The organism is Chryseobacterium sp. (assembly GCF_022712095.1).
In the GTDB taxonomy this organism is placed as follows: domain Bacteria; phylum Bacteroidota; class Bacteroidia; order Flavobacteriales; family Weeksellaceae; genus Chryseobacterium.
The window spans coordinates 1-11,686 of record NZ_JALAHD010000310.1; the positions used below are offsets into that span (position 1 = coordinate 1).

The window sequence follows — 11,686 nt, forward strand, 5'->3', positions numbered from 1 at the left end:
GTTATACCCAAAAAGATGAAGAAAATGATTATTATTAATAATGACATTATATTCAATTATGATTTATTTAAGAATACTGTTCCCAATCTTAAATGAAATATCATGATTTGTAAAATAAAAGTGATTAACTTTCAAAACCCTGCATTATATCACAGACTTTTGAATTCATTATTGAAACATTATTACCCTGCTGAATATAATTATTTTATAAATATTCCAACAGTTTCGAAATTTCAAAAAATAAAGAACATTATCTAAATTTTATTGTATATAAAGACAGCTTCCCCTGCATCAATAAAAAATATTTCTCCCAACAAAACATCAAAGCCCTGCTTTTACAGTTAACATAATTCGCTCTCATTTTCATGAAAATATCAGTCATCATTCCTGTTTATAATGCCGAAAAATATATTACCCAAGCAGTTGAATCCGCATTACAATTTGAAGAAGTACATGAGGTTATTCTAGTTGAGGACCAATCTCCTGACAATGCACTTCAAGTATGCCAGCAATTAGCAAAAAAACATACAAGAGTTAAACTTTTCCAGCATCCTGATAAAGGAAATCATGGTGCAGGTGCCACAAGAAATCTTGGCATGGAAAAGGTCACTGGAGATTTCATTGCATTTTTGGATGCCGATGATTATTATTGCCCTAATCGTTTTGATGCAGAAAAAGAATTATTCACAAATGAAGATGTCGATGGAGTGTACGGGGCCATAGGAGTACACTATTATTCTGATAAGGCTAAAAATCAATATTATAAATTATTTCAGGATCGATTAACTACTGTTTATCAGCAGCATCCTCCACAAAATGTATTCCCCGGACTGATTGGGCTAAAGGGGAGTTTCGGACTATTCAGTCTTGATGCTCTAACTATACGTACAAGCGCTTTATCTAAAATAAAAACTTATTTTAAAACTCATCTCAGATTACATCAGGATACTGAATTTTTATTCCGCCTTTCCTATTATCTCCGTTTACATTCTGGAATTCTTGATAAGGCAGTTTCCATGAGAGGAGTTCATGAAAACAACAGAATAACACAGGTAGATTCTGGAAAAATAAAACCTGCTTCCACAAGAGTTCTGTTATGGGAAGAGGTTAATAATTGGGCTCAAAATGAAGCAATAATAATCGACGACTTAAAGCTTCACATTCAAAGAGTATACCGCAGTTTTTTAATTGCAAATCAACCTTCCTTATTAAAAAAATGGAAAATGGTCATAAAGTACTTTTTTATTGACTATAAAAGTATTCGTTCGGGATTATACAATATTAATTTCAGAAAGGAATTATTTAAAATATACTAAACCCTGCTAAAAAAGTTAGTTTGAATATTTTGGCAGAGTTTAAATACCTTTATTTTATAAATACTCCGACATATTTTCCTTCAAACTCAACGACCGTTGTCTCAATATGATGGCTTTCACAAAAGTCCTGATAAGCCGAATTATCTCCAATATCATCACTTATAAAAACACCGCCTTTTCTCAAGTGTGCGTACAATTCTTTATAAGCCCACATCCTTCCATTATAACTCTTATCAGAATCATAGTGAACAACATCAAAAATTTTATTTTCAGCAAAGATTTTAGGTAAGGATTCTCTATCAGCATATCTGAATAGTTTCCATTTACTTTTAAACTTCTCCGGTATGACATATCCTACATATTCATCGCTATCCTGACCAAGATAAGGCATATCAGAACTAAACAATGTCCCAGTATGCTGATCCAGATACAGCAAAGAAGCTAAAGACGACCATCCGTAAGCGACTCCTGTCTCAAGAACATTTTTAGCCTTGGTATAAACACAGGAATAATATATAAGCTCCAACGCTCCGGCTCCTCCCATTTTAACAGGACATTCTTCTTCCCTTTTTTTTGCACTTACCAATACGTCTTTAAAGTTTGTCTGAAAATGATTGTCTAAACCAAAAAGCCGGATAATGGCTTCTTCCTGTGAAATCGCCTTAGATGCAGCCCATACAAGTGTCTTATCTTTTCCTTTAAAAGCATTGCTCCTATTAAAGGTATTTTTAATAATTTTCCTTCCTAATTCAGGATACAGGTCCGGCCTTTTAATATATCCAAGAAAAGTTTTAAATACTCTTACTATTTCACTCATTTGTTTTTTTTAATTAAACAAATTTAATTTTTTTTTATTAAAAATTTGTAAAAACAAATTATCTTTGTTCTTCACTCATGTTCGAAAGAAAATAAAATCCAAAATATGTTTCATGAAATTTTTGAAAAACTTCAAAGGAAAAGTCAGATTTCATTACTAAATAAGCACCCTAATGTTTTTTTTAAAAATATCAGATTAGGTACTGATAACCGATTCATCTTACATCCTGATCTTAAAAATGTTAGTATAGGTGATTCTGTCAGTTTTCGAAACTATGTTCATGTTCTGGTACAGAAGAATGCCTGTCTCGAGCTGGGAAACAATTTTTTTATGAATAACTTTTGCTCCATCAATTGTCTCGACAACATATCAATTGGCGAAAATACATTATTTGGCGAAAATGTAAAGTTATATGATCATAACCATGCATATCAGACTTCCCCCGAATTCAAAGTTTTTCATTCCGAGTTTTCCACAGCTCCAATCAGAATTGGAAAAAACTGTTGGTTAGGAACGAATGTAACCGTTTTAAAAGGAGTTACAATAGGAGATAATTGTATTATTGGAGCCGGGTGTACTATTTATAAAGATATTCCAGCCAATACCACAGTCGTTAATAAACAAGAATTAATTTTTAAGCATCAGTAATGAAATTCTCTGTTCTTATTGCTCACTATAATAATGCAAGGTTTTTTAAAGCTTGCTATGATTCTTTATTACAACAGACCTATAAAGATTGGGAAGCTATTATTTTAGATGACGCATCCAGTGAAAATGAGAAAAGGGATATATTAGATATAATTTCAGGGGATATCCGATTTAAGTTTTTTGAAAACGAAAAAAACTCAGGAGTGGGAGTCACTAAAAGCAAACTTATAGAACTTGCGACAGGTGAAATCTGTGGCTTTTTAGATCCTGATGACGCCTTAGCTCCCACTGCAATCGAGCACTCCATAAAGATTTTTCAATCTAAAAAGAAGGTAGTCATTACATATTCAAGATTTATGACATGTGATGAGAACCTGCAATCTATAGCCCCTTCTAAATTAGCAAGGCAGGTACAGAATAATGATCCTTTTTTCTTTAATTATCCTATCCAGATTTCGCATTTTGTTAATTTCAGAAAAAATATTTACGAACAAACAGAAAAAATGGATTCCAGTTTAAAAATTGGAGAAGATCAGGATTTATATCTTAAGCTTTATGAAAAAGGAAAAGTATATTTCATTGATGAAATTAATTATTTTTATCGAACTCATAAAGGAGGGATTTCTCAATATCAAAATAAAAAACAATCTTATGACTACTTTGCACAAGTCATTTTTAACGCCATGAAGCGGAGAAAACTAAAGGTTATTAACGGTTGTAAAGTTCCAGAGGAATTCACTCGTACCGAAGATATATTTCTCCTTCTTGATTATCAAAATAAACTTCCATTTAGAATAAAGAAAAAAATTCAAATTACCTTAGAATCAATTTTTGGCTAATGTCTAACAATAAAAAAATAAAAGTTCTTTTCAGGCATCGTTTCATGGAAATGGGAGGAGTTGAAAAAGTTGTCTTAAGTATGGTCAATAATCTTGATCCGGAAAAATTCGATATTACAGTGTGTTTGACTATGAATCAGGGAGAGTTACGTGATGAGTTCCCCAAACACATACGCAAAGTATATCTTGTAAACGGAAAAGAAGATTTATCTAAAAACCCGTTCATTCAAAAAATTCAGCTCGCAAGAAGAAAATTGAAACTTATAAAAGCCGAAAAAGACTCCAAAATAGCAGATAAGATATTAAAGGAAAAATATGATGTGGAAATTGCTCCCTCCTATTCTACCTTTTCAATGGTTCTCAACTCAAGTAACAAGGATTCAAAAAAGATAGGATGGTTTCATTCTGATATTACCGTACCTAAATTCCAGCCCCTTATTCCACAGGTATTGGAACAGATTCCTCGTTTTGATTATTTTATTTTTGGTTCACAACAGACAAAAGATATTTTTGTAAAAACATATCCTGATTTCAATTTACCAGAGAATCAGGTGATATTAAATGCAATTCCTATTGAGGAATTAAAAAAGAAAGCTGCAGAGTTCACTCCTGAACGTCCGAAAGTTCCTACCTTTGTTTCGGTAGCAAGATTACACAGCAGAAAGGGATTTCACAAACTTATGGAAGCTCATGCAAAATTAATGAATGAAGGTTTTGCTCATCATATAACAGTAATCGGAGACGGAGAAGAAAAAGAAAGGTTAAAAATACAGGCTAAAAATTTGAATGTCACTGATAGTTTCGAACTCCTAGGGTCTCTTACCAACCCTTATCCCTATGTAAAGAATGCTGACTTTTTCATACTCTCTTCCGAATCTGAAGGCTGGCCTCTTATTATTGCAGAATCATTAATTCTCCAGAAACCTATTATTTCCACCAATGTGGGAGGAATCCCTGAAATGATTACTCATAAAAAAAATGGATATCTCATCAATTATGAAGTAGATGAAATGTATGAGGCAATGAAAGAATTTTTGACTAATCCGGAATTGGTCTCTGAAATCAAAGATAATCTAGTTAATATCGAAGATCAGTTCGATAATCAGAAAATATTTGATGCTGTTGAAAATATAATCCTAAAACTGGCCCAGCCATGATAATTTTATATAGAATCATATTAAAAATCCGTTCACTTTATGAGAGCATGGTAAAGCATATTACAATTAAAGTGGCTATTGATAACGGATTAAAAGTAGGTGACAATTTATATGTACAGGGAATCCCTAACTTCGGATCGGAGCCTTTCCTCATTGAAATGGGTGATAATGTAACCATCGCCGAAGGAGTTTCTTTTATCAATCACGGTGGAGACGGCCGGGTAACTAAAAGAATCGAAAAATATAAGGACGGAAGAACTTTCGGAAGAATAAAAATCGGTAATAACACTTTTATTGGAAAAGGAGCCGTTCTCTTACCCGGTGTTTCTATTGGAAACAACTGTATTGTAGGTTCGCTCAGTGTTGTAAGCAGCTCAGTTCCCGATAATACTATCTATGCAGGTGCCCCCGCCAAATTCATATGTACAATTGAACAATATGGTGATAAGTTATTAGCCAATAATACGGTTTATCCTCTTGAGCTGGAAAAAGACAGAAAACAACTGGAAGCATATCTTAAAAAACACCTTCCACATACTTATAAACCCGTAAAAAAATAAATGCCGAAAAAAAAGAAAATACTTATCCGTATAGGATCTTTGCGCCATGGAGGTGCTGAGAAAGTCCTTGTAACTTTTCTTAAAAATATTTCCCCGGATAAGTATGATGTTGATTTATTGATCAATCTCTATTCAGGAATATATATTAAAGAGGTTCCTTCATGGGTAAACGTTTACTACCTGATAAAAGGAGAAATGATCACTACTAATAAGCCCCATGAAATTCCTGTTAAAGCATACCGCGTTTTATACCAAAAGATGTTTCTCTGGTTCCCTTCCCTTCTTTACAGGTTCGTACTTAAAAATAAAAAATACGATGTTGAGCTGGCTGCCATACACGGAATGTATAAAGAAATATTGTCCAGCCCACAGAAAGATTCAAAAAAAATTATCTGGGTACAAAATGACATCTTTAATTTAAAAGAGTATACAAACGATGTTATCCGGCAATTTTTTAAATTTGACAAGATCCTTGTCATTTCCAATAAGCTACAGGAAAACATGCACAAACTGGCTCGTAATGATAAGGAAAAACAATCTGTAATCAAGATATTTAATCCCATAGACAAAAACGACACCCTGCAGAAAGCAAATGCTCCCATTGATGATTATCCTTTTGCAGAGGAGGACGGTATTCCCACTTTTGTTACAGTAGGAACCGTGTATCCTCAAAAAGGGTATGACAGACTTCTACATGTTCATAAAAAACTGATTGATGAAGGGTTAAAACATAATTTACTCATCATTGGAGACGGATATGATTTTGTCAATATCCAGGATTTGCTGAATAAACTTGAATTACAGAAAACAGCTAAAATGCTCGGTTTTAAGAGCAACCCTTATCCCTACCTGAAAAAGGCAGACTACTATGTAATGTCTTCGCGACATGAAGGTTTTCCCACCATCATCGCCGAAGCACTTATTCTTAACAAACCTATTTCAGCAACTGATATTTCAGGAATAAAGGACCTTTTACAGGACGGAAAATTAGGAACCATTACTCCTAATTCAGAAGAAGGAATTTATGAAGGAATGAAAAAGTTCCTGCTTCATCCTGAAATTGCTGAACAATATAAAAAAGAAATAGATCAAACAGAGTTGCCATTCGTCTTGGAAAGATCGGTGCAGCATCTGCAGGAAATAATTGATAATGTATAATGTTATGTCAGATTATTCTATTATCCAAAAAGATTTTTATCGGGAAAGCGGAAAATGGCTTTCAACATTGGAAATCTGGAAAAAGTGTATCAATCCGAATCTGCACTTTATATATGTTTTCAGAAAAGCAGGCAAGAATATACATAAACCTGTAATCGGAGTGTTCTGGAAGTTTATTCTAAGACATTATCAGATAAAATACGGCTACCAGATTTATCCTGAAACAGAAATCGGAGAGGGTTTTTATCTTGGGCATTGGGGAAGCCTTGTTATTAATCCCAATGCTAAGATTGGTAAAAACTGTAATATTGCACAGGGTGTTACCATCGGCCAGCAGAACCGGGGAAAAAATAAAGGATTTCCGGTAATTGGTGATGATGTATGGATTGGGACCAATGCAGTGATAGTAGGAGGTATTAATATTGAAAATAATGTATTAATAGCTCCCAATTCTTATGTAAATTTTGATGTACCCGCCAATTCCATAGTCATGGGAAACCCAGCTAAAATATATCCCAGTGAAGATGCCACTCACGGATATATTAACAATAGAGTCTAATATGGTCATTATTTTGAATTAATATTAAACTTTGTTAAAATAGATTGATTTTTCATCAAATATTTTATTTTTGCATAATTATTGATAGAATCTATTGTATTTGGAAATAATTTAAACGAAATAAATAATTTGTTCAACTTAAAATTCAAAATTTATGTCACAATCGTACGAAGTTATTTTCGAAAACAACAAGAAGTGGGTAGAATCTAAAATTGCAGACAACCCGGAATTCTTTCATGAATTAGCTAAAACTCAAAATCCTGATTATCTTTATATCGGATGTTCGGATAGTAGAGCTACTGCTGAGGAATTGATGGGAGCTAAACCGGGAGAGGTTTTTGTTCACAGAAACATCGCCAATGTGGTTAACACTTTAGATATGAGTTCCACAGCTGTTATTCAGTATGCTGTAGAACATCTCAAAGTAAAGCACATTATTGTTTGTGGACACTACAACTGTGGGGGTGTAAAAGCAGCGATGACCGCTCAGGATCTAGGATTAATGAATCCTTGGCTGAGAACTATTCGTGATGTGTACAGATTACACCAGGCAGAACTAGATTCTATCGAAGATGAAGGTAAACGTTATGACAGACTGGTTGAACTGAATGTTCAGGAGCAGTGTATTAACGTAGTAAAAATGGCCTGTGTACAGGAAAGATACATTTTAGAAGAGTATCCGATCGTACATGGCTGGGTGTTCGACCTCAGAACAGGTAGAATTATTGACCTGGAAATCGACTTCGAAAAAGTCCTAAAAGATATCCAGAAAATCTATAATCTTACAGAATCTGACTGGGTTATGAGCAGAAAGAAATAATAATCTTTCTAAAAAAAGAATGTAAATGAAACTCTGGAGCATTATTACATTGATGGTTTTCCTAAACTTTACAGCACTGCCGAGTATTGCTGCAGTTGCTGGTTGGGATCTCCTTCAGACCAATGTAATAGTCAATGAAGAAGAACCACATTCTCACTCCTCATCTTTTGTTGTCTATGAAAAGGCACTTCCAAAAGCTTTAGATGTTTATGACTATCTTAAGTTTTTCGAGCCGGATTTAGAAGGCAGATCTTTTGTGCTGATAGATGATTCTTTTCATCTGTCACCTTTTATCACTATATTTTCTCCTCCTCCGGAAGTTTAATTTTTAGGTATCAGCCTGTTTTTAACCTTAATGGTTATGAACAAAAATTCATGTCATTTTTGATATTGAATACATATACTTTACAATTAAATTTCCAATCTTTTATATCTGATGTTTATCAACAGACTCATTGGCTATACACACAGTTATTTTTCAAAAAAAGCATTATGAAAAAAACACATTCATTATTAGGAGGAATCAAGGAGAATTTCCCTTCAGGGCTTGTCGTATTTTTAGTGGCACTGCCTCTTTGTTTAGGAATCGCTTTAGCATCAGGTGCGCCACCGTTATCCGGAATCATTTCAGGGATTGTGGGAGGTCTGGTCGTAGGACTTCTTAGTAATTCTCATATTTCAGTATCAGGTCCTGCCGCAGGGTTAACGGCTATTGTTTTGACGGCTATTACAGACTTAGGTGCATTTGAACTTTTTCTTTGCGCAGGAATCATCGCTGGAGTTATTCAATTAATTCTGGGGTTCATAAGAGCGGGAAGTATCTCTAATTACTTCCCCAACAACGTTATTGAAGGAATGCTCGCTGCCATTGGTATCATTATTATTTTAAAACAAATTCCTCATGCCATCGGTTTCGATCAGGATTATGAAGGAAATCAGACTTTATTCAGTAATGGGATTAATTTTAGTTATTTTACAGAACTTATAGGAGCAATACATCCGGGAGCAATTATCGTAACTTTTGTCTCCATAGCAATCCTTTTGATTTGGGATAATGTAACGGCTCTTAAAAGGCTCAAAATGTTACCCGGAGCTTTGGTAGCTGTTGCAGCGGGTATACTTTTAAATGAAATTTTTAAAATGATGGGAAGCTCATTAGCTATTAGCCCGACACATTTGGTATCTCTCCCTGTACCCGAATCTTTAGATGATTTTAAAAATCTGATCACTATGCCAGATTTTAATGGATTCATGAATCCGAAGGTATGGATTGTAGGAGCTACTATTGCTATTGTAGCATCTATTGAAACACTATTATGTATTGAAGCATCAGACAGGCTGGATCAGCAGAGAAGAATTACAGATACTAATCTGGAATTAAGAGCCCAGGGAATCGGAAACATGGTAAGTTCATTCATCGGAGGTCTTCCTATGACTTCCGTAGTAGTAAGAAGTTCTGCAAATGCCAACGCAGGAGCTACATCTAAAGTTTCGGCAATGATTCATGGTGTTTTGCTTTTAGTCTGCGTACTTTCTATCCCGTTTATCCTTAATTTAATTCCTCTTGCTACATTGGCAGCCGTATTAATATTAGTAGGTTATAAACTGGCAAAACCTGCCACATTCAAACATTTCTGGCATTTGGGAAAATTTCAGTTCATTCCATTTGTTGCTACCGTTGTAGCTGTAGTTGCAACAGACTTATTGAAAGGAGTTGGAATAGGGTTAGCGATATCCATATTCTATGTACTTCAGGGAAATATGAAACGGGCTTATTATCTAAGCAGAGAAAAACTGGATAATGCAGATGGAATCAATATTAAGCTTGCAGAAGAAGTTTCTTTCTTAAACAAAGCAGCGATCAAAAAAACTTTAAAAAATATACGTCCTAATTCTTCTGTAACTATTGATGCAAGAGGAACTTCATATATTACTACCGATGTATTGGAAATGATACAGGATTTTGCCAATATAAGAGCTAAAGAAGAAGGGATTGATGTGGAATTGTTAGGATTTAGAACCTCATATAAGGACTATGCACGTGACCAGGATTCACATGTTCTGATTACTCATAAACGAGCTATGTAAAAGACTTCAGGAAGATTGGAAATACAATTAAAGTATATAATAAAGACCATCGTAATGATGGTCTTTTACATTTCATAATGGATGCCTTATTATTTTCCGTTAAATGAAGACATCGTATTATTGATTCCGGCAAAGACAAAAGACAGACAGGCTTTTGCAAATTTGTCGATACGTTCAGGAAGTTTTTCGGTTTCCTCTTCATTCCAGGTTCCCAATACATAGTCTATCTGTCTTCCTTCTGAAAAATCCGCTGAAATTCCAAAACGAATTCTTGGATAATTTTGGGTCTGTAATACTTCCTGTATATTTTTAAGTCCGTTGTGCCCGGCGTCCGAACCTTTCATTTTCATTCTTAAAGTCCCAAAGGGCAGCACAAGATCATCAGTGATGATCATTACATTTTCCAAAGGAATATTCTCTTTCTGCATCCAGTATTTCACCGCATTTCCAGAAAGATTCATATAGGTATCCGGTTTCAGAATAAGAACTTTTCTCCCTTTATACTTTCCTTCTGCCATCCATCCAAAGTTGGTAGTATTAAAAGATGTTTCCAAAATTTCTGCAATTTTATCAGCTACTTTAAATCCTATATTATGGCGGGTATTCTCATACTCTGCACCTTTATTCCCTAAACCGACAATTAAGTATTTCATTAGAAATTTTTTGTAAAATTAAGAGATAAAAATAAAAAACTCAATCTTTATAAGACTGAGTTTTAAATATTGTTAAAAATAGTTTCTTACAATGGTTTATAGATATAATTCACTCCGTATCCCTTCGTCATATAAGTCTGCGCGTCATAATTATAATCTGTAGAGAAAATGACAGGTGTAGGAATAGGCAATGTAAGATCCGTAACTGACATTCTCTTTGGATTATTCGGAGATAAAATAAAGCTTCTCAAATCATTGGTTTCAGTAGCTAAAAGTGAAGAAATCTTATACGCTGTAGGTAATAATGTATATGGACTGATCTGCGTATCATAGTTGATATACTCATATCCGTACTTAGTTACGGCAGCCCCCATTATTCCTCCTGCCATAGGACCATAGTGCCTTTCCACAGCGGAAATATTATCTCCTAAATATGTATAAGCTGTTTTAGAATAATTGGTATAGTCGAAAGGAGTTCCTGAAACATCCTCTCCTGTTCTCATGATTATTGAATCCAGCTTACTTGTAGATGCACTGTATTTGATATTGTAAAGAGTTTTTGTTTTTCTTAAAAGAGTCTGCGCTCCTGGTGTAGTAGACGGAGGAACAGGATCAGGTCTTCTGAAAATACTGCGGTTTTCTGAAATAGATTCTAATCTTCCGGTACCATTATAGGTAAATAACTGCGTATAAGAAACACTATCTTTATCCAGATTTCCATTACCATCCAGATCAAGAAAGCCGTTAAAAGTAATTTTACTTACCTTATCTCCGCTATACATCACATCTGTAATTGAAGCACTATCTGTAATAACTTTGGATAAAAGCAAACCATTATAATGATATTCCGCTATAGTATCAGAATCAGTAATTTCTCTGTATAAAGCTCTAGGCCCATTCAAGCCTCCGGTATTGTTAAAGTCTAATAATGGGCTTCCATCCTCATCCAGCATGTCCTTACAAGAATGTATAGAAGAAAAACCCGCCAATAATAAAATAAAATAGAAAAGTTGCTTCATTCTCTTAGTGATTATTTATTTTTCCACAAATATAATTTTTTTTTAAATAAAA

13 protein-coding genes are annotated in these 11,686 nt (G+C 34.2%); 10 read left to right on the top strand and 3 right to left on the bottom strand.

Going from position 1 to position 11,686, the window contains the following annotated elements; genetic code table 11:
• The first annotated feature begins 365 nt into the window (after positions 1–365).
• Positions 366–1,316: a glycosyltransferase family 2 protein gene (locus tag Q0A18_RS15590; protein WP_292011086.1), complete on the top strand. Its 951-nt coding sequence runs from the start codon at positions 366–368 to the stop codon at positions 1,314–1,316.
• Positions 1,317–1,365: 49 nt separating this feature from the next.
• Here Q0A18_RS15590 and Q0A18_RS15595 read toward each other — a convergent pair whose 3' ends face one another.
• Positions 1,366–2,133, bottom strand: a complete 768-nt coding sequence (locus Q0A18_RS15595; RefSeq protein WP_292011087.1) for a class I SAM-dependent methyltransferase — start codon at positions 2,131–2,133, stop codon at positions 1,366–1,368.
• A gap of 105 nt (positions 2,134–2,238) precedes the next feature.
• Between Q0A18_RS15595 and Q0A18_RS15600 the strand changes: the two genes are divergently transcribed.
• From Q0A18_RS15600 to Q0A18_RS15640, 9 genes are all read left to right on the top strand, one after another.
• Positions 2,239–2,781: an acyltransferase gene (locus Q0A18_RS15600; RefSeq protein ID WP_292011088.1), complete on the top strand. Its 543-nt coding sequence runs from the start codon at positions 2,239–2,241 to the stop codon at positions 2,779–2,781.
• Positions 2,781–3,620 carry a glycosyltransferase gene (locus Q0A18_RS15605; RefSeq protein WP_292011089.1) on the top strand — a complete coding sequence of 280 codons (840 nt, stop codon included), beginning with the start codon at positions 2,781–2,783 and terminating at the stop codon, positions 3,618–3,620. Before Q0A18_RS15600 ends, Q0A18_RS15605 begins: the two co-directional genes overlap by 1 nt.
• Positions 3,620–4,777: a glycosyltransferase gene (locus tag Q0A18_RS15610; RefSeq protein ID WP_292011090.1), complete on the top strand. Its 1,158-nt coding sequence runs from the start codon at positions 3,620–3,622 to the stop codon at positions 4,775–4,777. The genes Q0A18_RS15605 and Q0A18_RS15610 overlap by 1 nt, the downstream gene beginning before the upstream one ends.
• Positions 4,774–5,337, top strand: a complete 564-nt coding sequence (locus tag Q0A18_RS15615) for a DapH/DapD/GlmU-related protein (RefSeq protein WP_292011091.1) — start codon at positions 4,774–4,776, stop codon at positions 5,335–5,337. Before Q0A18_RS15610 ends, Q0A18_RS15615 begins: the two co-directional genes overlap by 4 nt.
• Complete coding sequence (locus tag Q0A18_RS15620; protein WP_292011092.1) at positions 5,338–6,495, top strand: glycosyltransferase; 1,158 nt, start codon at positions 5,338–5,340, stop codon at positions 6,493–6,495.
• 4 nt (positions 6,496–6,499) lie between these two features.
• A complete protein-coding gene (locus Q0A18_RS15625) occupies positions 6,500–7,054 on the top strand; it encodes a serine acetyltransferase (RefSeq protein ID WP_292011093.1) in 555 nt (184 codons plus the stop codon).
• Positions 7,055–7,208: 154 nt separating this feature from the next.
• Positions 7,209–7,874, top strand: a complete 666-nt coding sequence (locus Q0A18_RS15630) for a carbonic anhydrase (protein WP_292011094.1) — start codon at positions 7,209–7,211, stop codon at positions 7,872–7,874.
• Positions 7,875–7,899: 25 nt separating this feature from the next.
• Positions 7,900–8,199 (top strand): hypothetical protein, encoded by a 300-nt coding sequence (locus Q0A18_RS15635; RefSeq protein WP_292011095.1) that lies wholly within the window; start codon positions 7,900–7,902, stop codon positions 8,197–8,199.
• Positions 8,200–8,366: 167 nt separating this feature from the next.
• Entirely contained in the window at positions 8,367–9,962 is a 1,596-nt protein-coding gene (locus Q0A18_RS15640; protein WP_292011096.1) for a SulP family inorganic anion transporter, read from the top strand.
• An 89-nt stretch (positions 9,963–10,051) separates the two neighbouring features.
• On the opposite strand, the gene pth is transcribed toward Q0A18_RS15640, so the two are convergent.
• Positions 10,052–10,615: an aminoacyl-tRNA hydrolase gene (pth, locus tag Q0A18_RS15645; RefSeq protein ID WP_292011097.1), complete on the bottom strand. Its 564-nt coding sequence runs from the start codon at positions 10,613–10,615 to the stop codon at positions 10,052–10,054.
• A gap of 86 nt (positions 10,616–10,701) precedes the next feature.
• Entirely contained in the window at positions 10,702–11,634 is a 933-nt protein-coding gene (locus Q0A18_RS15650) for a hypothetical protein (RefSeq protein WP_292011098.1), read from the bottom strand.
• Positions 11,635–11,686 lie beyond the last annotated feature (52 nt).

Excerpts from the sequence above, each read along its gene's own strand:
- Q0A18_RS15590 (WP_292011086.1), top strand. The coding sequence starts at position 366 with ATGAAAATATCAGTCATCATTCCTGTTTATAATGCCGAAAAATATATT.
- Q0A18_RS15630 (WP_292011094.1), top strand. The coding sequence starts at position 7,209 with ATGTCACAATCGTACGAAGTTATTTTCGAAAACAACAAGAAGTGGGTA.
- Q0A18_RS15610 (WP_292011090.1), top strand. The coding sequence starts at position 3,620 with ATGTCTAACAATAAAAAAATAAAAGTTCTTTTCAGGCATCGTTTCATG.
- Q0A18_RS15620 (WP_292011092.1), top strand. The coding sequence starts at position 5,338 with ATGCCGAAAAAAAAGAAAATACTTATCCGTATAGGATCTTTGCGCCAT.
- Q0A18_RS15600 (WP_292011088.1), top strand. The coding sequence starts at position 2,239 with ATGTTTCATGAAATTTTTGAAAAACTTCAAAGGAAAAGTCAGATTTCA.
- pth (WP_292011097.1), bottom strand. The coding sequence starts at position 10,615 with ATGAAATACTTAATTGTCGGTTTAGGGAATAAAGGTGCAGAGTATGAG.
- Q0A18_RS15650 (WP_292011098.1), bottom strand. The coding sequence starts at position 11,634 with ATGAAGCAACTTTTCTATTTTATTTTATTATTGGCGGGTTTTTCTTCT.
- Q0A18_RS15635 (WP_292011095.1), top strand. The coding sequence starts at position 7,900 with ATGAAACTCTGGAGCATTATTACATTGATGGTTTTCCTAAACTTTACA.
- Q0A18_RS15640 (WP_292011096.1), top strand. The coding sequence starts at position 8,367 with ATGAAAAAAACACATTCATTATTAGGAGGAATCAAGGAGAATTTCCCT.
- Q0A18_RS15605 (WP_292011089.1), top strand. The coding sequence starts at position 2,781 with ATGAAATTCTCTGTTCTTATTGCTCACTATAATAATGCAAGGTTTTTT.
- Q0A18_RS15595 (WP_292011087.1), bottom strand. The coding sequence starts at position 2,133 with ATGAGTGAAATAGTAAGAGTATTTAAAACTTTTCTTGGATATATTAAA.
- Q0A18_RS15615 (WP_292011091.1), top strand. The coding sequence starts at position 4,774 with ATGATAATTTTATATAGAATCATATTAAAAATCCGTTCACTTTATGAG.
- Q0A18_RS15625 (WP_292011093.1), top strand. The coding sequence starts at position 6,500 with ATGTCAGATTATTCTATTATCCAAAAAGATTTTTATCGGGAAAGCGGA.